Here is a 19,018-nt window from a genome sequence, read left to right as displayed (position 1 = left end):
TCGCGAAAATCATGGCAAGCGCCGCCCACCTCGCGGGTGTAGCTCAATGGTAGAGCAGCAGCTTCCCAAGCTGACGACGAGGGTTCGATTCCCTTCACCCGCTCCAGCGCTGCCTTTCCAACTTCCCGGATTTGAGGATCTTTTTGGGAGGCCCGCAGGCCAAGCCTAGGCGAAAGCCTATAATATGGGCGACTCGTCAGGGCTCTTTCTCTTTGGTGGAGCCAAGCGGCGGACCCGGGCGTTCCTGCTTGAAGCCGTGCATCCCGAACCACCATTGCAGCGCGATGATAGCCCCTTTGGCAGGTTGGATAAGCCCTATGGTCAGGACGAATGTCAGGGGCAGGATGATCGAAACCAGGGCCAGAGTTGAAAGGCCTTCAACGCCGGTGAGACCGATGACGATCGGCGCCATAACATGCCCGGTCACGAAAATCGAAACATAGGCCGGGAAATCATCGGCCTGCTGAAGCGTCCAATCCTGATCGCACCGCGCACATCTCGCCACCGGCTTCAGGAACCGGGCGAAAAGCCGTGCTACGCCGCAGCGAGGACAGCGCCCACGCAATCCTCTCATAAGAGCGGCCCAACTCGTTGACGGCAAATCGAATGCGCCGGATGGCTTCTCCAACACTTCTGTCACAGTGGCTTCGCGGTTGCGGCAGGCACGATCGGTCACCTTTTGCATGAAATCAGGCATCGCTTCGCCTTGTAGGGTCTGCCCACACCCACGTGGATGGGGTCGACGATTGGGTGCTGAATCGCAGCGAAAGCTTGGCTCTACGGATCGGTCTCTCCTCGGTGTCCGACATGGTAAAGTCGGCATCGGGCTTCAATCCCGAGCATTTTGCATCTTTGAACTGCATAAGACCTATATACAGAATGCTTATAGATTATTAAGACTGTATTTTGATGTATAATACATCATGGAGCTTGTATGATTACCTCGCAGCAGATGAGGGCAGCGCGTGCCCTTCTCGGACTGGACCAGCGTCAGCTGGCGCAGCTGGCCGGACTGTCCTTACCGACGATACAGCGGATGGAATCGTCCGACGGCCAGGTTCGCGGCGTCGTCGACACTCTGGTCAAGGTCATTACCGCCCTGGAAGGAGCGGGCATCGAGCTGATTGGTGAGAATGCGCCGAGCACGGGCACCGGCAGAGGGGTTCGGCTGTCTGAAACAACCTCTGGCAAGTCGAGCGGTATGGGTCAGTCGATCCTCTATGACAAAGTGGAAAACTAAGAGCCGGCGCGGCTGCGATGAATAGCTACACGCCCAAACTCATCACAATATTCCGCGAAGGATATTCGCTCGGTACATTAAGGGCCGATGCTGTCGCCGGAGTTACGGTCGCCATCGTTGCGCTGCCACTTGCGATGGCGCTTGGCATCGCCAGCGGCGCATCGCCTGACAAGGGCCTCGTCACTGCGGTGGTGGCCGGTTTCCTGATTTCCGCTCTGGGAGGCTCGCGGGTCCAGGTGGGCGGCCCCACCGGCGCATTCGTGGTCGTCATCTTCAACGTCATTGCCCAGCACGGTTATGACGGACTTCTGATCGCGACCTTTCTTGCCGGCTTCATTCTCATCGCGGCAGGCGTGCTTCGCCTGGGCCAGATGATCAAGTTCATCCCGCACCCTGTCGTCACCGGCTTCACCGCTGGTATTGCCGTCATCATCGCGTCCAGTCAGGTGAAGGATTTTCTCGGACTGTCGATCGCTGAAGTCCCGGCTGAATTCGTCCCCAAGTGGCAGGCATATTTCGGCGCGATGGCGAGCACGAGCTGGGTCACGCTGGGCATAGGTGCAGGCTCGCTGGCCATAATCATCCTGCTACGCAGGTTTGCACCGAAGCTACCGGCATTCCTGATCGCTGTGCTCGTCAGTTCGATCGCGGTGGTCGTGCTCAAGTTGCCGGTGGATACCATCGGTTCGCGCTTTCCCGATATTCCGGCGGGTTTGCCAATGCCATCACTCCCGGAAATCTCTCTCGCCAAGATCGCCGCGGTCATGCCATCGGCATTCACCATCGCCTTTCTGGCTGGGATTGAAGCATTGCTCTCTGCGGTAGTGGCCGATGGCATGATCGGCACGCGGCATCGCTCCAACCAGGAATTGATCGGCCAGGGTGTCGCAAACCTCGGCTCCGCCATGTTCGGCGGCCTGCCTGCCACCGGTGCCATTGCTCGCACGGCAACCAATATCCGGTCGGGTGCGCAGACACCTGTTGCGGGCATACTCCACGCGGTATTTCTTCTGCTGTTCGTTCTTTTCGCAACCGATCTCATGGCCTTCGTGCCGATGGCAGCCCTTGCAGCCATCCTGTTCATGGTCGCCTGGGGGATGAGCGAATACGAGCGCTTCCTGGCGCTGTTGCGCATGCCCAACAGCGATCGTGCCGTATTGCTCCTTACCTTCGGCCTGACAGTGCTGGTGGATCTGACGGTGGCAATAGGTGTCGGTGTTACCCTTGCATCGCTGCTGTTCATGGCCCGCATGGCGGAGTCGGTCGAAATCGATGCAAGCAGGGGGCAGGACACCGACCGCGATTCCGAAGATCTCGATCAACGCGATTCGCTACCCGATGGCGTTGAAGTCTTTCGTATCAACGGTCCCTTCTTCTTCGGAGTAGCCGGCGAACTGCTCAATACACTGCGCCGGGTCGGGCAATCACCAAAGGTCATCATCCTGCGCATGCGGCTGGTGCCGCTGCTCGACGCCAGCGGACTGCAGGCACTCGAGGAATTCATCAGGCAGGCGGAAATCTCCGGAGCGAAAGTGATCCTGTCCGGGGTTCAACCGCAGCCGCGATCCATGCTCGAAAGAGTCGAGCTTGGCGCGGATTCCGGCAGGATTCAATATGCCCCCGATTTTGCGCGGGCCCAGGATATGGCGCTTGGGCTGGCTTGATTTTGCGAGTCCAGCCTGGCCTCGGCAACATACCGGACGATAGGCGACGGACCGTTCACCAGAACTGCGTCCTCATCAGCTCAGGGCTTCAGGCGGATCACCTTGTTTCGCGCGGTCGCACCGCGCAGCAGCTCCAGGGAGGACCGAGGCCGGCCAAGAGCCTTGGCGAGCATTTGCATAACTGCGTCGTTCGCTTTCCCGTCTTCGGGCAGCGCGGTGGTCCTGATGGCGAGCGGGCCGCTATCGGAAGCAATCACAATGGCATCGGCTGATGCGCCCGGTGAAACCCGCACTTCCAGCCTTCCTTCTTGATCGACCAGTTTCAATATCGAAGCTGCGGGAGGCCATGTCAGCCGAGGTCTGGCCATCAGCGCTTGCGGACGAATTCCGCGCGCAGGACGAGCCCTTTGATGCCTTCATAGCGGCAATCGATTTCCTGCGGGTCGTCGGTCAGTCGGATCGACTTGATGAGCGTGCCGCGTTTGAGAGTTTGCCCGGCACCTTTGACAGTCAGATCCTTGATGAGCGTTACCTGATCACCATCAGCAAGAAGGTTACCAACGGCATCGCGAACCTCGACTTGGTCGGCCTGCTGCCGCTTGCGCTCCAACTCACTCGCCGGAAGCCATTCGCCACTATCCTCGTCGTAGACATATTCGTCGTCGGTCATGTGTTCTCATACAATAGCAGGGTTGGATTAGCATAGGCAGGCGGCTTCGATCTCGCCAAGTTCAATTGCATATCTGACTTATTTGTTTCCCTTCGCCTGCCTGCACACGCCGCCCCGACCGCCACCTCGCAGGGAGTTCATGCAAGTTCTCCCGCGACCGCTGTCATTTATCTTACACGCTGCTATCGCATGGACATGCCACTGCGCCAATGGAGAGTGAGATGACCGCCGAACTGCACCGCCGCCAATTCCTGTCCGCTACTGCCAGCGCCTTTACCGCGCTGTCGCTGAGCGGGTGCATGACGCGGGGCGCGATGCCTTCCAATTTCGCCGGCTACGGGCCGCTGGTTCCCGATCCGCAGGGTCTGCTCGACCTTCCCGAAGGCTTCTCCTATCGCCTGCTGTCCAGCCTCGGCGACGCCATGAACGACGGCGGGACGGTGCCCGACAAGGCGGACGGAATGGGATGCCTTCCGTTGCCAAATGGCGAGATCGCCCTGGTGCGCAACCACGAGCTGGTCCCCACCGACGATGCGGGCGGTGCCTTTGCGAAGGGCTTCGGCAAGCACAATGGCGAATTCGTGCCGGGAGGGACCACCACCATCGTGCTCGATGCGACAACGCTCCGCAAGAAACGCGAATTCCGCAGCCTTGGCGGCACCATTCGCAACTGTGCGGGCGGTGTCACACCTTGGGGCAGCTGGCTGACCTGCGAGGAAGCCCCGACCGGTCCGGGCCAGCGTTATGGCGAGGGGCTGGAACAGAACCACGGCTGGACCTTCGAAGTGCCCGCGAGCGCGCCGGGTCTGGTCGATCCGGTTCCGCTCAAGGCGATGGGGCGCTTCAATCACGAGGCGGCATGCGTCGATCCGGCGACCGGCCTTGTCTACCAGACCGAGGATCGCGACGATTCGGTGCTCTATCGCTTTGTCCCCAAAGTGCCGGGTGACCTGGCCAGGGGCGGCGAGTTGCAGGCGATGCGCATCGTCGGCGTGGCGGATACGCGAAATCACGATGGCGCGGTGATGCCGGTCGGGCGGCGCTACGCGGTCGAGTGGTTCCCGCTCGATAACGTGGAAGCGCCGAAGGACGATCTGCGCCAGCGGGCCGCTGCACAGGGTGCAGCGCTGATTGCACGCGGCGAGGGCATCCACATGGGGACGGACGAGCTGTTTATCTGCTCCACCAGCGGCGGCGCGAAGAAGCTCGGTCAGATATTCAAGCTTATTCCCGGACGCGGCGGCAAGGGTGACGAGATCGAACTGTTCTTCGAAAGCGAAAACGAGGAGCAATTCAATTACGGCGACAATCTTACGGTCGGTCCGAACGGCCACCTGATCGTGTGCGAGGATCAGTATACCGATGTGGTCGACAACCGGCTGATCGGGATCACGCCTGCGGGCGATCCCTATGTATTCGGCCGCCTGCGGTTGCAGACGGAACTGGCTGGGGGCTGTTTCCCGCCCGATGGCAAATGGTTCTTCGTCAACGCTTACGCACCGACCCGGACGGTCGCCATCACCGGGCCGTGGGCGGCGTGACGCAATTGCGAAAAAATCGCAATAGACGAATATAGGGGCTGCTTTAATCGACTAGGGCGATTAGAGCGCTCGAAACCCTTCACGAAACCGGCGCTCCTTTCGCACGTTGGTTGGTTGAGATTTCAAGACAGAAGGGAAAAATATCATGGCCGAACTCGGTAACAACGCGAAATCGGGGCTCGTCACCGCGCTCAACGGCGCCTTGGCGGATACCGTCGCGCTTTACTTCAAGACCAAGAATTTTCACTGGCACGTCGCGGGGCCGCGGTTTCGCGATCTTCATGTCCTGTTCGACGAGCAGGCCGCGCAGTTGATCGGCACCGTAGATGATATCGGCGAGCGTGTGCGCAAGAACGACGAATACACTCTTACCTCGATTGGCTCGGTCGCGGAGAAGTCGCAGATCAAGGATCAGGACGATGTCACGCTGACCGCAGATGCGATGGTCAAGGAATTGCGCGACGACAACAAGAAGCTGCACGACCGTCTGCAGTCCGTAAAGGAAGAGGCCGAGAACGTCGGTGACAATGCCACCAGCGGCATTGTCGACGACTGGATCGACCAGTGCGAGGAACGCATCTGGTTCCTCAACCAGACCAGCAAGTAGGCGCCTTCGCGCATAGCAATTCAACCCGTCTGCGGCTTGGCCGTGGGCGGGTTTGCTGTATCGAGGCCATTATGGAAAACGTAGAGATCATCGAGGACGCCAGCGACGCGGATATTGCGAAATGGCTGGAGAACCGGCTGGCACGGACTCTTTCATCCCGCGATGGGCCGGTGACGATAACGGTGCCGGGAGGATCGACCCCGTTCCCCATCATCGCCAAGCTGCTCGAAGCCGAACTGGACTGGTCGCGGCTGGTGGTGTGGCCGGGTGACGACCGCATAGTGCCCGAAGATCACGAGGCCTCGAACACAGGCAAGCTGCGCGCCCTGTTCGAATCGGCGGGGGCCGAGGTGGTGACCCTCACCATCATGGAGCAGGTGCCCCATTTCGATCTCGCCTGGCTAGGGATGGGGGCGGACGGCCATATCGCCTCGCTCTTTCCCAATACCGACCCGCAGCTGGACGAGGAGCGCCGCATCATCCGCCTGACGCCCGATCCCCTGCCGCCCGAAGCGCCCTTCGACCGGATCAGCCTGACGCTTCCCGCCCTGCTCGACAGCGAGGCAATCGCCTTCGTCATCCGCGGGGAAGACAAGCGCGCGGTGTTCGATGAAGCAGTTGGTGGGAAAAACGATTTGCCGGTTGCGAGGCTGCTTTCGGGCGCTAAACAGCCGGTGGTATGCTTCACCTGATCCCAGCGCCGCTGCACCGGCTCGCCCTCAAGATCGCCTACCGTCTCCGGGAACGCATGCGAAGTGTCAGCGGCAAGGCACGCGACGGTGTGAGCGTGGTGGGGCGCGATTTCGAGGGGCAGATCCTGCTGGTGCGGCATAGCTACGGGCCGCAGCAATGGTACTTTCCCGGCGGCGGTATTGCAGATGGCGAAACGCCCGACGCGGCCGCCCGGCGCGAACTGCTGGAAGAGACCGGATGCGAGATCGACGGGATGAAGCTTGTCGGTACGTTCGAGGAAACGCTGTCGGGCGCGCCGCACACGGCGCATCTGTTCGAAGGTGTTATCAGCGATATGCCCGAAGCGGACGGTCGGGAAGTGATCGAAGCGCGCTTCTTTCCCACGCATTCGCTGCCAGAACCGCTGAGCCCGCGCACGCGCACGCGGCTGAAGATGTGGCAGGCCCGAAAAAGCTAGAGCAGCGAAAGCTGCGCGTCGGGACGTTTCGGCTCCTCCGCGCCGTCGCGGTCCAGCTTCGACAGCGTCAGCCCCATCAGCCGGATCGGCATGGGTAGCGGCAATACTTCCTCGAGAAGGCTTCGGGCGATCGCTTCGAATTCAGCCCTGCTTGCTATCGGGCGGTCGACGGTCTTCGCGCGGCTGAATATCTGGAAGTCGGTGTATTTCATCTTCAGTGTCACGGTGCGACCGCTGGCCTCGGCGCGTTCGATATAGCCCCAGACGATTTCGATAATGTCCTCCAGCGTTTCGCGCAGCTCGGTGCCGGAGGAAAGGTCGCGGCTGAAGGTCCGTTCGCCGCCGACGGACTTGCGGATACGGCTCGGCCGCACCGGCCTCAGGTCGATGCCGCGCGCGGCGCGGTAGAGATAGTCGGCAAAGCTGCCGAAGTTTGCGCGCAGCCATGCAATATCCTTCGCTGCGAGGTCCGCTCCGGTCGCAATGCCAAGACGCGTCATCTTCTCTTCCGCCTTGGGGCCTACGCCGTGGAACCGCCGCACAGGCAGCGATTGCACGAAATCCGCGCCCTGGCCCGGACGGATGACGCACAGCCCGTCGGGTTTATTCTGGTCGCTGGCGAGCTTGGCTAGGAATTTGTTGTAGCTTACCCCGGCGCTGGCGGTCAGCCTGGTCTTGGCGCGGATTTCCTGCCGGATCAGCTCGGCAATCCGCGTGGCGCTGCCGATGCCCAGCTTGTCCTCGGTCACGTCGAGATAGGCTTCGTCGAGGCTCAGTGGCTCGATGAGGTCGGTATGATGGCGGAAGATCGCGCGGATCTGCTGGCTGACTTCGCGGTAAGCCTCGAACCGGCCTTTGCAGAAAATGAGGTCGGGGCAGAGCCGCTTGGCCGTGACGCTGGGCATGGCGCTCTTCACGCCGAACCTGCGCGCTTCGTAGCTGGCAGCGGCTACGACGCCGCGCCCGCTCGACCCGCCCACGGCAACCGGCTTGCCGCGCAGTTCGGGATTGTCGCGTTGTTCGACGCTGGCGAAAAAGGCATCCATATCGACATGGATGATCTTGCGCAGGCCATCGGCCTCCACATCGTCGCCGCCTTCCTCCTCCGGTCTTTCTGGCATCGTCATCATGTAGGCGCTTTCGGGCCCGGTCGGAAGGTTTCACGAGGTAAAATAGGGCCGGAACGCCCCCCGATAAAAGCGTTTCCTAATGCAACGCTTCCCGCTACCGCACACGCGATGATTGCGACCGAGTCTTCCCACCCACCCCTCCGCATTACCTTTAACCGCCCCGTGGAAGCATCTCCCCCGCCTGCGCGGAAAGTCACAGGCTCGCTTTCGTTTGGCTTCATAAAATCATGTTTTTCCGTTGGTTTCCCAGAAGGTCACGGGTCTGAAAGGACGCGCAGGCATCAACCATTCGTAGCCCGGGGCAGCGCATGAAGGACGGAACCGGCTCGACCACCCGCCCGCTCCCCGAGAAGACGAAACGCCCGATGATCGGCGAACGCGAACTGATCTGGATGATGGCGCTGCTGATGGCCTGCAACGCCTTCGGCATCGATGCCATCCTGCCCGCGCTCGACGCTCTGGCGGGCGATCTCGGGGCGCAGGGCAACGATCGCCAGTTCGTGGTCGGCGCCTATCTCCTTGCCGCCGGATTCGGCACGCTGGTGCCCGGTGCCTTTGCCGACCGATATGGCAGGCGGCCCGTACTGTTCGTGGCGCTGGCGTTCTATATCGTCCTTTCCATCGCCTGCGCCCTGGCGACGACATTCGACATGCTGGTCATACTGCGCGCCGCGCAGGGTTTCTTCGCGGCCGGCATCATTGCCCTGCCGCCCGCTATCATCCGCGACCGGGTGGGCGGCGACAAGATGGCGCGGATGATGAGCCTGATTTTCGTGATCTTCCTGCTCGTCCCCGCAGTGGCACCCAGCATCGGGCAGGCCGTGCTGGTGGCCTTCGGCGACTGGCGCTGGATATTCGTCGCCATGGCCGTTGCGGGGCTGGTGATGACCGCATGGGTCTATTTCCGCCTTCCCGAGACGCTGCACGAGGAAGACAAGCAGGACATTCACCTACCCACCATATCGCGCAATATGAAGAGCGCGGTGACGCTGCGCGAGACCATCGGTTACACACTGGGCAGTGCACTGGTTTTCGGCGGATTGTTCGGGTTCATCAACTCCAGCCAGCAGCTGATCGGCGAGGCCTTCGGCGCTGGCGAGGACTTCCCGCTGATCTTCGCCATCTGCGCAGGCTGTATGGCGCTGGCCAACTGGTCGAACAGCCGCATCGTGGAGCGTTTCGGTGCACGCCGGGTCAGCCATGCTGCGTTGTTCGCTTTCATCGCTGTGGCCGTCGCGCAGCTCTGGTTCGCCAGCCAGCCGGACGAAAGCCTGTGGACCTTCGTGCCGCTGATGGCCGCAAACATGAGCCTGCTGGGCTTCATCGGTGCGAATTTCGGTTCGATCGCGCTCCAGCCCTTCCGCCATATCGCGGGTGCGGCATCGAGCGCGCAGGGTTTCCTGCGCATGACGAGCGGGGCGGCGCTGGGCGCATGGATTGGCTATATGTACGACGGCACGGCGCGCCCGCTGGCCGCCGCCCTGCTGGCCACTGCCGTGCTCAGCCTGGTCTTCGTACTCTTTTCCGAGCGCGGCGAACTGTTCGGCGAGAAGATGGACGAAGACTAGGCTTCGCTTTCCAGCTTGCGCCATGCAAGCGCGGCGAACTCGCAGAGCAGGGGGCGTGTGTCGCGCGGCTGGATGATGTCTTCGACATTGAAACGCTCGGCGCTGCGGAAGGGCGAAGTGACCTTGTCCAGCCGCGCGCGTATCGCTTCGAGTTCGGCGGCAGGGTCTTCGGCGGCCTCGAGCTCGGACTTGTAGGCGACCTCAAGGCCGCCTGCGATGGGCAGGCTGCCCCAGTCGCCCGAGGGCCAGCAGAAGCGATATTGGTAGTTTTCCGCATTGCTCATCGCGCTCCCGGCAATGCCATAGGCGCGGCGCAGAACCACGCTGGCAAGCGGGACGCTGGCCCGGTAGATCGCGTTCATTGCCTGCACTCCGTAGCGGATCGTGCCGGCCATTTCCGCCTCTCGGCCGATCATGAAGCCGGGGTTGTCGACGAGGTGGACGATGGGGAGGCGGAACTGGTCGGCCAGCTTCACGAAGCGTTCGGCCTTCTCGCTCGTCTTCGCTTCCCACGACCCGCCAAGGTAGGACGGGTCGCTGGCCAGAACCATCACCGGCCAGCCGTCTAGGCGGGCGAGGGCGGTTATGCAGGCGCGGCCCCACATGCGGCCGATCTCGAACACGGTACCGGAGTCGAAGATCATCTCCAGCGCGCGGCGCATCGAATAGACCTGCCTGGTGTTCCGCGGAACCAGTGAATCAAGCGCTTCATCGCGGCGCTGAACAAGATCGGAGCACTCGACTCGCCTCGCGAGCTGGCCGACATGCTCGGGCATGAAGGAGAGGAAGTGCCGCGCGCGGGCAAAAGCCTCCGCTTCGCTCGCGACCTCGTCGTCGACCACCCCGTTACGCGTGTGGATCGCGCTGCCGCCGAGATCCTCCTTGGCCTGGTTGTGATCGGCCGATCCCCTGTAGCTTTCGCCCAGCCCGTCGACCACGGCGGGGCCGGCGGCGAAGATCTGGCTGAGGCCCTTGACCATCACGGAGTAATGGCTGGCGACGGTCCGTGCCGCGCCGAGGCCTGCGGTGGGGCCGAGCGCCAGGGCGACCACCGGCACGGTGTCGAGGTTCGTCACCACATCGCCCCAGCCGGGCACTGCGGGGATATAGGTGGCGCCGATCTGCTCCAGCGTCTTGACCGAGCCGCCGCCGCCGGTGCCGTCGATCATGCGGACGAGCGGCATCTTGAGCTCGTGCGCCATTTTTTCGGCCTGCACCATCTTGCGGCTGATCCCAGCATCCGCCGCGCCGCCGCGAATGGTGAAATCATCCGCCGTGGCGACCACCGGTCGTCCGTTGATCGTGGCCTTGCCGAAGAGGAAGGGGGCGGGGGTGACGGATTCCAGATTGCCGTCTTCGTCATAGTGCCCCTTGCCCGCGATCTTGCCGATTTCGCGGAAGGAACCTTCATCGACCAGCGCGGCAATCCGGGCGCGGGCATCCATCTTGCCGCGCGCATGCTGGCGGGCGAGCTTGTCCGGACCCCCCATCTGTTCGGCCAGCGCTTCGCGGCGGCGCAGTTCCTCGAGCTCGTGTTCCCAACTCATCCCCATCTCCATTCGGGCTGAGCCTGTCGAAGCCCCGTCCTTTTCTTCGGAACCATCGCTAGAAGAAAAAGCGGCCCTTCGACAAGCTCGGGGCGAACGGGCGGAGTTTATTCGGAGGGCGGCTCCACCACGCAGAGCACCGTTTCCACCTGGACCTGCCCGCCTTCGCTGGCGGAAAGTTCGGTCACGGTGCCGTCGAAGGGGGCGGTGAGGGCGTGTTCCATCTTCATCGCTTCGAGCACCATGAGGCGCTGGCCTGCGGTGACGCTGTCGCCCTCGGCCACATCGACCGCGATGACCTTGCCCGGCATGGGGGCGAGGATGGCACCGTCACCCGCGGCAGCGGCACCCGATCCGCGGGACTGGCGCTCGAATACGAAGCTTTGCCCGTCGGCGAAGACGACTGCCCGCGCAGGATCTACGAAACCCGTCGCTGCAGTCTCGGCAGTCGATCCTGCCGCCGAAACCGTACGTGTTTCGCCCTTGTGCGTGAGCGTGGCCGCAAGCACCCCGGGGGCGTTGAGGCGCAGGCCGATGGGCAGGTCCTCGTGATCTTCGCTCTCGGCAAGGGCGATGAAATCCGCGGCGGTCTGCCAGATCGCATCGTCGGCCTCATCGGAGGAGACGAGCGTGTCGATCTTGTCCGCGATAAAGCCTGTGTCGAGCTTCGCGTCCTCGAAATCCTCGTCGAGCAGGCAGTTGGCGATGAAGGCGGCATTGGTCTTCACCGGCCAGATTTCCACGCCTTCGGCGATCTCGGCAAGCTGATCGATGGCCTCGCCGCGAGTTTCGCCCCAGACCACCAGCTTGGCGACCATCGGATCGTAGAAAGGCGATATCATGTCGCCTTCCTCGACGCCGGTTTCGATACGGCCCTGCACGCCGAGATCGAAATGCTCGAGCTGCCCGGTCGAGGGCAGGAAGCCGCCTGCCGGGTCTTCGGCATAAAGACGCGCTTCGATGGCGTGGCCGTCGATGAAAAGTTCGTCCTGCTTCAGCGGGATCGGCTCTCCGCTCGCGACCCTGAGCTGCCATTCGACCAGATCGACCCCGGTGATCTCCTCGGTCACCGGGTGCTCCACCTGCAGGCGGGTGTTCATCTCCATGAAGAAGATGCGGTCGGCGCGCAGGCCTTCGCTGGCGTCGGCGATGAATTCGATCGTGCCCGCGCCTTCGTAGTCGACCGCCTTGGCCGCGCGCACGGCGGCGGCGCAGATTTCCTCGCGGGTGGCCTCGTCCATGCCCGGGGCAGGGGCTTCTTCGATCACCTTCTGGTGGCGGCGCTGGAGGCTGCAATCGCGCTCGAACAGGTGGACGACATTGCCGTGGCTGTCGCCGAATATCTGCACCTCGATATGGCGGGGCGAGGTAATCCACTTTTCAAGCAGCACCTCATCGTTGGAGAAGCTGGCCTTGGCCTCGCGACGGCAGCTTTCCAGCGAGGCCTCGAAATCCGCCGCCGCATCGACCTTGCGCATCCCCTTGCCGCCGCCGCCCGCGACCGCCTTGATGAGCACGGGATAGCCGATGGCGTCGGCCTCTTGTTTCAAGCGCTCTACCGACTGGTCCTCGCCCTCGTAACCGGGCGTCACCGGCACGCCCGCTTCGCGCATCAGCTTCTTGGCCGCATCCTTGAGGCCCATCGCCTCGATGCTGGCAGGCTTGGGGCCGACCCAGATCAGCTCGGCGTCAATCACCGCCTGCGCGAAACCGGCGTTCTCCGACAGGAAGCCGTAGCCGGGATGGATCGCCTCCGCCCCGGTCTGCTTCGCCGCGGCGATGATCTTCTCGCCCACCAGATAGCTTTCGGCAGCGGGCGAGGGGCCGATATGAACCGCTTCGTCGGCTTGCCGCACATGGAGCGCCTTGGCATCGGCATCGGAATAGACGGCGACGGTGGCGATCCCCATTTCACGCGCAGTGCGGATGATGCGGCAGGCGATTTCGCCGCGATTGGCGATGAGGAGCTTTGAAATCATGAAGCTGCGCTAGCCCGAGCGCCGCGCCGCTTCAAGCTACCAGCCGGCAACCGGGCGGAAATCGTGGCGGGACCAGATGATCGGTTCCTGTGGGCCGGGGGGGCGGTTCCACACCGCCTGGAAAAAGGCCGCGGCGACGTGCCACAGCTTTTCCGGGCCGCGCACCACCACGCGCCTGTCCCACGCCTTCTGGCCGCGGCTCAGGACCTTGCGCCCGATTGCACCATATATATTCGCCGCCGCCAGCACGGCCCAGCGCGACCGGAAGCGCAGGCGCTTCGTACCCAGCCTTGCGGCCGCTTCGTGTTTTTCCATAAGTGCAATCATGCGCGGCATGACGCCGGCAAGGACGAAACGGTTTTCAGGGAGCGCGTGATCGCCGGGGGCGAGGCCCGCTTCGGCCAGCCAGTCGGCAGGAATATACACGCGCCCGACCGCCGCATCCTCCACCACGTCGCGCGAGATATTGGCTAGCTGGAAGGCGATGCCGAGATCGTTGGCCCGGTCGAGCGTTTCGCCGTCTTCGGGATCGACGCCCATGATGTGCGCCATCATGATCCCGACGGCGCCCGCAACGTGATAGCAATAGCGCAGCAGGTCGCGCTCGTTCTTGGGGGAAAAGCCGGTCGCATCCATCGCGAAGCCACCGATGACGTCATTGGCCATTGCGTAGGTCAGGCCGCATTCGTCGGCGACTAGGCCGAGAGCGTCGAAGGCGAAGTCGGCCGTCGGCTGCTCGTCGATCGCGCGGCGCGTAAGCACGCGGATGGCCTGGATCCTGTCTTCGGCTTCCTTGGGCGTGCCCTGATTGCCCAGCGGGCCGCCCTTGTCCTGATTGTCGGCGATATCGTCGCACCGGCGGCACCAGGCATAGAGCAACCAGCTGCGTTCGCGCGTCGTGCGGTCGAACAGCTTGGATGCGGCGGAAAAGCTGTGCGAGCCGACCTCGATCGATTCCAGCGCCTTGGCCACCAGCGAAGCGCGTTCCCGCCCGCCGCCGGCCTTGGCGATAGTGGGGCGCATATGCTGCGTGGTCAGGGGGCGGGGCTTGTTCAGAGGTCGGACGCTTTCATCTGGAAGATCGGAGTATGTGGCCGATAGCTTTCCATTTTGTCCAGCAACGCGCTTAACGTCTCTTCGGAAAGAATTATCCCCTGATGCGCAGGGCGGACGAAACCGACCTCCGCCATATGGCGGTTGAAGGCGATCAGGTGATCGTAAAAGCCGAAGGCGTTGAGCAGGCCCACCGGCTTGGTGTGATAGCCGAGCTGCGCCCAGCTGACCGCTTCCCACAGCTCGTCCATCGTGCCCACGCCGCCGGGAATGGTGATGAAGCCGTCGGACAGGTCGGTGAATTTCTGCTTGCGTTCATGCATCCCGCCGACGGTGTGCAGCTCGGTGCAATCGTGGTTGGCGACTTCGGAATTGGCCAGCGCATCGGGAATGACGCCGATGACTTCGCCCCCCGCATCGAGCGCGCCCTTGGCGACCGCGCCCATCAGGCCCAGCCTGCCGCCGCCATAGACGACGCCGATGCCGCGCTCCGCCAGCCCCGCGCCCACATCGCGCGCGAGTTCAAGATAACGCGGATCCCCGGGCGATGCCGAGCCGCAATAAACAGCCAGTCTTTTCATAAATCCTCCCCGGCACGGGGAGGGGGACCAGCCCCTTCGACGCCGCCTGCGGCGTCGCTCAGGATAAATTGCGCCTTTGGCGCAAGCTGGTGGAGGGGCGCGGTCTGCTGTCTCATTCTGTCCTCGCAAATTTCGACCAGCCGCATAACGACTGGCTCCGGATCCGCAAGTATGGTGGTGGCCGGGATGCGGGTCGTGGCGATGCCGCGCGACCTCAGAAACGCCGATCGGTTGGCATCGCGCCGCGCAGCATCAAGCCCGTCGTGGGCAGCGCCGTCCACCTCCACGGCGAGTTTGGCTCTCGCGCAATAGAAATCGAGAACGAACTCGCCTGCCGGATGCTGGCGGCGAAACTTGAAGCCGCCGGGTCGTTTCCGCAGCTCCCGCCAGAGCAGAACTTCCGGAAGCTGCATTTCGCTGCGCAATTTGCGGCCGAGCTTGATGGTATGGCGTGGTCCTGTGATCATCGGGCCTGCCCCTCCACCATGCTGCGCATGGTCCCCCTCCCCGGACCGGGGAGGATCACGCTAGATCTTCAACCATCAGGCCTGCAGTTGCCTTGGCGCTGCCGACCACGCCGGGGATGCCGGCGCCCGGATGCGTCCCTGCCCCGACTAGGTAGAAATTGTCCAGCACGTCGTCGCGGTTGTGCCCGCGAAACCAGGCGCTTTGCGTCAGCAGCGGTTCGAGGCTGAAGGCGCTGCCCTGGTGCGCGTTGAGATCCTGCGCGAAATCGCGCGGAGCATAGTGGAACTTGGTCTTTATCCGGCCATGCAGGCCCGGGATCAGGCGCCGCTCCACCTCGTCCAGAATGCGCTGCTCGAGCACCGGGCCCATCTCTTCCCAATCGACCGACAGCTTGCCCATGTGGGCGACCGGAACCAGCGCATAGAAGGTGCTCATGCCTTCGGGCGCGACGCTGGGATCGGTCACGCTGGGATGGTGGAGATAGATCGAGAAATCCTGCGGCAGAACGCCGTGGTCGTAAATGTCCTCCAGCAGGCCTTTGTAACGCGGGCCGAACAGGATCATGTGGTGCGGGATGCCGGGCCAGGTACCCTCGATCCCGAAGTGCACCACGAAAAGGCTGGGGGAGAACTTCTTGCGCGCCAGGCTTTTCGCATAGCTGGCCCCGCGCTTGGTCCCGGCCAGCAGGTCGCGGTAGCTGTGCATGATGTCGGCATTGCTGGCGACCGCGTCGAAGCGCTCCTTGTAGCCCGACTGCGTTTCGACCTCGCTGGCATGGTTGCCGAGCGTGTGTATCTGCACCACCGGATCGCCGATGCGCACCGTACCGCCGATCCGTTCCAGATGCCTAACCATCGCGGCGATCAGGCGGTTCGTGCCGCCCTTGGCCCACCACACGCCGCCATCCTTTTCCAGCTTGTGGATCAGCGCGTAGATGCTGCTGGTCTTCATTGGATTGCCGCCTACGAGCAGTGTGTGGAAGCTCAGCGCCTCGCGCAGTTTTTCGTTTTCGACATAGCTCGCCACCATCGAATAGACGCTGCGCCAGGCCTGTTTCTTCGCCAGCGCGGGGGCGGCCTTGATCATCGACTTGAAGTCGAGGAAGGGCACGTGGCCCAGCTTGACGTAGCCTTCCTGGTAAACGCCTTCGGCATATTCGAGGAAGCGCTGGTAGCCAGCCACATCGCCGGGGTTGAGTTCGGCAATGCCGCGGAAGAGCTGTTCCTCGTCGTTCGAATAGTCGAAATTCGTGCCGTCGGGCCAGTTGAGCCGGTAGAAGGGCATAACCGGCATGATCTCGATATCATCGGCCATGTCGTGACCGGTCAGCGCCCAGAGCTCGCGCAGGCAATCGGGATCGGTGATGACGGTGGGGCCGGCATCGAAGGTGAAGCCGTCACGCTCCCAGTGATAGGCGCGGCCGCCGGGCTTATCGCGCCCCTCGATGACCGTGGTGGCGATCCCTGCCGATTGCAGGCGGATGGCCAGCGCCAGCCCCCCGAAGCCCGCGCCGATCACGCAGGCGGTCTTGCCGGTGGGTTCGGGGATCATGGGGCTTTCGGGCAAATCGGCCGCAAGCGAATGGTGCCGTGTTTCCGCGTTCATGGTCGTTGTCCTTGGACGAGCGGAGCTCCCTTGCCAAGCAGGGCCTTGATGGCTCGCCCTACAGGTACGGGAGGTTTGCCGCTGAGGATGCGTATTTTGTCGAGCGTAGTGGACTTGGCCGCATAGAAACGGGCGATGAGCGGTTCGGGCAGGCGGTAGAAGCGCTGAAACACGCGGTAACGCTCTGCCGGTTCCGCCGCTTCGAACAGCATCTTGCCCAGCAGGCGGTAGAATGCGGTGCGCCGCCAGTGCGCCTGTGCGCGGGCCTCCACGAATGCAGGTAGCCTGGAGAGATCGCCGCGGGCCGCTTCGGCAATGGCGAGGGCGTTCTCGACTGCGACCGGCACGGTATAGCTGGTGAGCGGGTGCACGAAGCCGCCCTTGGCCCCGGCGAGAGTAACGCCTGCCCTGGAAAGCGAAGAGCGATAGGCGACAAAATCCCCACCGGTAATTACGGGCAGTACGCCGGTTTCCTCGTGGAGGGTCTCGCTCTGCCAGTCCCGCGCCTGCGCATAGGCGGCGATGCGGCCGCGCAGGAGCTCGGCATCGAGATCGGGGCTGTCCGCATAATAGGTGTCTTCGACGAAGATCTCGGTGGCGCTCAGCGGCAGGAGGTAGACGAACCGATAGGCACCCGGCTGCTCTACGGTCGCGTCCATGATGACCGGGCGGTCCACGCCGTGCGGCGCTACGGTGCGCAGGTGCTGGCCGAGAAAGACCTGCCAGCCTCCCGTCAGGTGTTCGCTGGGGCCTGCGTCGCGGCAGTCGATGACGGCGCTGGCGGCGATCCTTTCGCCGCTGGCCAGCGTAACGCCCTGCGCATCGATTCCCTGCGCGCGGCAGCCTGTGTGGATTGCACTCTGCGGCAAATGCCTGCGCAGCCCCGCGTCGAAATCACGGCTGTCCAGCGAGCGATAGTTGCTGGAGAGGCGGCGGGAATGGGCAGGAAAGCGGACTTCGTTGCCGCCGGTCCATTCCATCTTTTCGAACGGGCCCAGAAGCGCGGTGCCGGCGGGTCCCAGATCCTCCTCGAACCAGCTCCAGCGGTGATTGCCGCCATAGCTTGCACCCGCCTCGAACAGGCCGAGCGATCGCTGCGGCGCGGCGCGGTGGATCGCCAATGCGATCAGCCCGCCTGCAAGTCCGCCGCCGATAATGGCTATGTCGAGTTTATCCGGCTGCATCGCCGATGGGCTTAGGGAGAGGGGGCAAGGGCGGCAATGACCTTTCAGCTTCGCTCAGGAACGTTGGTGTCGCCAGTTCGTTGCTAACCAAAGGTAAAATGAGGTAAAATCCGCATGATCCGTTTCGCGTCTGCCGTCGCAGCCACTATCGCCTGCGCGCTTGCCGCGCCTGCATTCGCCCAGCAGGCGGACGCCGAAGATTCGCTGCCCGCAGTGCCGCCCGAAACCGTATTCGACGGCGATTATATAAGCGTGGGTGTGGGTGTGGGCTATAACGCCAGCTATTCCGGCAGCGACGATTACAACGTCAACATCCTGCCGATCGTGCAGGGTTCCCTTGGCGGGATCGATATCAACCCGCGCCCGGCGGGGCTCGCAATAGACTTCATCCCCGACGCGGACGAGGGCATTTCCTTCTCAGCCGGTCCGATGGTCCGCCTGCGCAGCGACCGCATCGATGCAGATGACATCAACGACGATGTGGTCGCCGCCTATGGCGAGCTGGACCGCGCAGTCGAACTCGGCGGTTCGGTGGGCGTCAAGTTCCCGCAGCTGCTCAACCCGTTCGACAGCCTGAGCCTCAGCCTCGACGCCACCTGGGACGTGGCGGGCGCGCATGATGGCCGGGTCCTCAGCCCTTCGGTTACCTATTTCACGCCGCTCAGCCGCGCGACTGCAGCCTCGCTGTCGCTCAGCACCAGCTTTATCGACGATGATTTCGCCGATTATTATTACTCGGTCCCGCCCACCAATGCGCTGCTTCCCGATGGGGAAGAGCTGCCCGGCTTCCAGGCCGAGGGCGGGATGCAGAGCTACGGGATCAACCTGCTGCTGGCGCATGACCTCAGCGGCGACGCTACCGACGGAGGCCTTTCGGTGATCGGTATCGGCGGATGGTCGAAACTGGTCGGCGATGCGGCAGACACACCGTTCACCAGCATTCGCGGCGACGACGATCAGTATTTCGTCGCGCTCGGCGTGGGCTACACTTTCTAGCGGATAGTTTCAGCCGCAAGCTTGTGAGGTCGCAC

Annotated in this window: 19 protein-coding genes and 1 tRNA gene; 9 read left to right on the top strand and 11 right to left on the bottom strand. The window is 63.0% G+C overall.

Annotation, left to right across the window (positions count from 1 at the left end; genetic code table 11):
• The first annotated feature begins 32 nt into the window (after positions 1–32).
• Positions 33–106: transfer RNA gene (locus tag K3180_RS01530), tRNA-Gly, on the top strand.
• A 90-nt stretch (positions 107–196) separates the two neighbouring features.
• On the opposite strand, the gene K3180_RS01525 is transcribed toward K3180_RS01530, so the two are convergent.
• Positions 197–697, bottom strand: a complete 501-nt coding sequence (locus tag K3180_RS01525; protein ID WP_425594505.1) for a DUF983 domain-containing protein — start codon at positions 695–697, stop codon at positions 197–199.
• A gap of 237 nt (positions 698–934) precedes the next feature.
• Between K3180_RS01525 and K3180_RS01520 the strand changes: the two genes are divergently transcribed.
• Complete coding sequence (locus K3180_RS01520) at positions 935–1,240, top strand: helix-turn-helix domain-containing protein (protein ID WP_221537884.1); 306 nt, start codon at positions 935–937, stop codon at positions 1,238–1,240.
• Positions 1,241–1,257: 17 nt separating this feature from the next.
• Entirely contained in the window at positions 1,258–2,904 is a 1,647-nt protein-coding gene (locus K3180_RS01515; RefSeq protein WP_221537883.1) for a SulP family inorganic anion transporter, read from the top strand.
• An 80-nt stretch (positions 2,905–2,984) separates the two neighbouring features.
• Here K3180_RS01515 and K3180_RS01510 read toward each other — a convergent pair whose 3' ends face one another.
• Together K3180_RS01510 and K3180_RS01505 are read right to left on the bottom strand one after the other, a co-directional pair.
• Positions 2,985–3,272 (bottom strand): DUF167 domain-containing protein, encoded by a 288-nt coding sequence (locus tag K3180_RS01510; RefSeq protein WP_221537882.1) that lies wholly within the window; start codon positions 3,270–3,272, stop codon positions 2,985–2,987.
• Positions 3,272–3,574, bottom strand: a complete 303-nt coding sequence (locus tag K3180_RS01505; protein WP_221537881.1) for an alkylphosphonate utilization protein — start codon at positions 3,572–3,574, stop codon at positions 3,272–3,274. The genes K3180_RS01510 and K3180_RS01505 overlap by 1 nt, the downstream gene beginning before the upstream one ends.
• A 221-nt stretch (positions 3,575–3,795) precedes the next feature.
• Between K3180_RS01505 and K3180_RS01500 the strand changes: the two genes are divergently transcribed.
• The 4 genes from K3180_RS01500 (at position 3,796) to K3180_RS01485 (ending at position 6,872) form a co-directional block, all read left to right on the top strand.
• Positions 3,796–5,115, top strand: a complete 1,320-nt coding sequence (locus K3180_RS01500; RefSeq protein ID WP_247710219.1) for an alkaline phosphatase PhoX — start codon at positions 3,796–3,798, stop codon at positions 5,113–5,115.
• 145 nt (positions 5,116–5,260) lie between these two features.
• Positions 5,261–5,722, top strand: a complete 462-nt coding sequence (locus K3180_RS01495) for a Dps family protein (RefSeq protein WP_221537879.1) — start codon at positions 5,261–5,263, stop codon at positions 5,720–5,722.
• 71 nt (positions 5,723–5,793) lie between these two features.
• The gene (locus tag K3180_RS01490) at positions 5,794–6,414 is read left to right on the top strand and encodes a 6-phosphogluconolactonase (RefSeq protein ID WP_221537878.1); all 621 of its coding nucleotides are present in this window, start codon (positions 5,794–5,796) and stop codon (positions 6,412–6,414) included.
• Complete coding sequence (locus tag K3180_RS01485; protein ID WP_221537877.1) at positions 6,402–6,872, top strand: NUDIX domain-containing protein; 471 nt, start codon at positions 6,402–6,404, stop codon at positions 6,870–6,872. The genes K3180_RS01490 and K3180_RS01485 overlap by 13 nt, the downstream gene beginning before the upstream one ends.
• Here K3180_RS01485 and dinB read toward each other — a convergent pair.
• A complete protein-coding gene (gene dinB, locus K3180_RS01480) occupies positions 6,869–8,002 on the bottom strand; it encodes a DNA polymerase IV (protein WP_425594504.1) in 1,134 nt (377 codons plus the stop codon). The genes K3180_RS01485 and dinB overlap by 4 nt on opposite strands.
• A 308-nt stretch (positions 8,003–8,310) precedes the next feature.
• Here dinB and K3180_RS01475 point away from each other — a divergent pair, with 308 nt between their 5' ends.
• Complete coding sequence (locus K3180_RS01475) at positions 8,311–9,570, top strand: multidrug effflux MFS transporter (RefSeq protein WP_221537876.1); 1,260 nt, start codon at positions 8,311–8,313, stop codon at positions 9,568–9,570.
• Here the strand turns inward: K3180_RS01475 and K3180_RS01470 are convergent.
• The 7 genes from K3180_RS01470 to crtY form a co-directional block, all read right to left on the bottom strand.
• Positions 9,567–11,117 (bottom strand): acyl-CoA carboxylase subunit beta, encoded by a 1,551-nt coding sequence (locus K3180_RS01470; RefSeq protein WP_221537875.1) that lies wholly within the window; start codon positions 11,115–11,117, stop codon positions 9,567–9,569. The two genes, K3180_RS01475 and K3180_RS01470, sit on opposite strands and share 4 nt — an antisense overlap.
• Positions 11,118–11,224: 107 nt before the next feature.
• Positions 11,225–13,096, bottom strand: a complete 1,872-nt coding sequence (locus K3180_RS01465; RefSeq protein ID WP_221537874.1) for an acetyl/propionyl/methylcrotonyl-CoA carboxylase subunit alpha — start codon at positions 13,094–13,096, stop codon at positions 11,225–11,227.
• A gap of 36 nt (positions 13,097–13,132) precedes the next feature.
• Complete coding sequence (locus tag K3180_RS01460; protein WP_221537873.1) at positions 13,133–14,119, bottom strand: phytoene/squalene synthase family protein; 987 nt, start codon at positions 14,117–14,119, stop codon at positions 13,133–13,135.
• 29 nt (positions 14,120–14,148) lie between these two features.
• Entirely contained in the window at positions 14,149–14,730 is a 582-nt protein-coding gene (locus K3180_RS01455) for an LOG family protein (RefSeq protein ID WP_221537872.1), read from the bottom strand.
• Positions 14,727–15,197 carry an endonuclease domain-containing protein gene (locus K3180_RS01450; RefSeq protein ID WP_221537871.1) on the bottom strand — a complete coding sequence of 157 codons (471 nt, stop codon included), beginning with the start codon at positions 15,195–15,197 and terminating at the stop codon, positions 14,727–14,729. The genes K3180_RS01455 and K3180_RS01450 overlap by 4 nt, the downstream gene beginning before the upstream one ends.
• A 55-nt stretch (positions 15,198–15,252) precedes the next feature.
• Entirely contained in the window at positions 15,253–16,749 is a 1,497-nt protein-coding gene (locus tag K3180_RS01445) for a phytoene desaturase (protein WP_221538062.1), read from the bottom strand.
• A 50-nt stretch (positions 16,750–16,799) separates the two neighbouring features.
• A complete protein-coding gene (gene crtY, locus K3180_RS01440; protein ID WP_221537870.1) occupies positions 16,800–17,987 on the bottom strand; it encodes a lycopene beta-cyclase CrtY in 1,188 nt (395 codons plus the stop codon).
• A 114-nt stretch (positions 17,988–18,101) separates the two neighbouring features.
• Between crtY and K3180_RS01435 the strand changes: the two genes are divergently transcribed.
• Positions 18,102–18,983 carry a MipA/OmpV family protein gene (locus K3180_RS01435; protein WP_221537869.1) on the top strand — a complete coding sequence of 294 codons (882 nt, stop codon included), beginning with the start codon at positions 18,102–18,104 and terminating at the stop codon, positions 18,981–18,983.
• Positions 18,984–19,018 lie beyond the last annotated feature (35 nt).

Origin of the sequence: Qipengyuania huizhouensis (genome assembly GCF_019711635.1) — a bacterium.
Taxonomy (GTDB): Bacteria; Pseudomonadota; Alphaproteobacteria; order Sphingomonadales; family Sphingomonadaceae; genus Qipengyuania; species Qipengyuania huizhouensis.
The sequence above is the reverse complement of the archived record's forward strand: the minus strand, read 5'-3'. Positions and strand labels throughout refer to the sequence as shown.

Coding starts and splice junctions, on each gene's coding strand:
- K3180_RS01525 (WP_425594505.1), bottom strand. CDS start 697: ATGCCTGATTTCATGCAAAAGGTGACCGATCGTGCCTGCCGCAACCGC.
- K3180_RS01520 (WP_221537884.1), top strand. CDS start 935: ATGATTACCTCGCAGCAGATGAGGGCAGCGCGTGCCCTTCTCGGACTG.
- K3180_RS01515 (WP_221537883.1), top strand. CDS start 1,258: ATGAATAGCTACACGCCCAAACTCATCACAATATTCCGCGAAGGATAT.
- K3180_RS01510 (WP_221537882.1), bottom strand. CDS start 3,272: ATGGCCAGACCTCGGCTGACATGGCCTCCCGCAGCTTCGATATTGAAA.
- K3180_RS01505 (WP_221537881.1), bottom strand. CDS start 3,574: ATGACCGACGACGAATATGTCTACGACGAGGATAGTGGCGAATGGCTT.
- K3180_RS01500 (WP_247710219.1), top strand. CDS start 3,796: ATGACCGCCGAACTGCACCGCCGCCAATTCCTGTCCGCTACTGCCAGC.
- K3180_RS01495 (WP_221537879.1), top strand. CDS start 5,261: ATGGCCGAACTCGGTAACAACGCGAAATCGGGGCTCGTCACCGCGCTC.
- K3180_RS01490 (WP_221537878.1), top strand. CDS start 5,794: ATGGAAAACGTAGAGATCATCGAGGACGCCAGCGACGCGGATATTGCG.
- K3180_RS01485 (WP_221537877.1), top strand. CDS start 6,402: ATGCTTCACCTGATCCCAGCGCCGCTGCACCGGCTCGCCCTCAAGATC.
- dinB (WP_425594504.1), bottom strand. CDS start 8,002: ATGATGACGATGCCAGAAAGACCGGAGGAGGAAGGCGGCGACGATGTG.
- K3180_RS01475 (WP_221537876.1), top strand. CDS start 8,311: ATGAAGGACGGAACCGGCTCGACCACCCGCCCGCTCCCCGAGAAGACG.
- K3180_RS01470 (WP_221537875.1), bottom strand. CDS start 11,117: ATGAGTTGGGAACACGAGCTCGAGGAACTGCGCCGCCGCGAAGCGCTG.
- K3180_RS01465 (WP_221537874.1), bottom strand. CDS start 13,096: ATGATTTCAAAGCTCCTCATCGCCAATCGCGGCGAAATCGCCTGCCGC.
- K3180_RS01460 (WP_221537873.1), bottom strand. CDS start 14,119: ATGCGCCCCACTATCGCCAAGGCCGGCGGCGGGCGGGAACGCGCTTCG.
- K3180_RS01455 (WP_221537872.1), bottom strand. CDS start 14,730: ATGAAAAGACTGGCTGTTTATTGCGGCTCGGCATCGCCCGGGGATCCG.
- K3180_RS01450 (WP_221537871.1), bottom strand. CDS start 15,197: ATGATCACAGGACCACGCCATACCATCAAGCTCGGCCGCAAATTGCGC.
- K3180_RS01445 (WP_221538062.1), bottom strand. CDS start 16,749: ATGATCCCCGAACCCACCGGCAAGACCGCCTGCGTGATCGGCGCGGGC.
- crtY (WP_221537870.1), bottom strand. CDS start 17,987: ATGCAGCCGGATAAACTCGACATAGCCATTATCGGCGGCGGACTTGCA.
- K3180_RS01435 (WP_221537869.1), top strand. CDS start 18,102: ATGATCCGTTTCGCGTCTGCCGTCGCAGCCACTATCGCCTGCGCGCTT.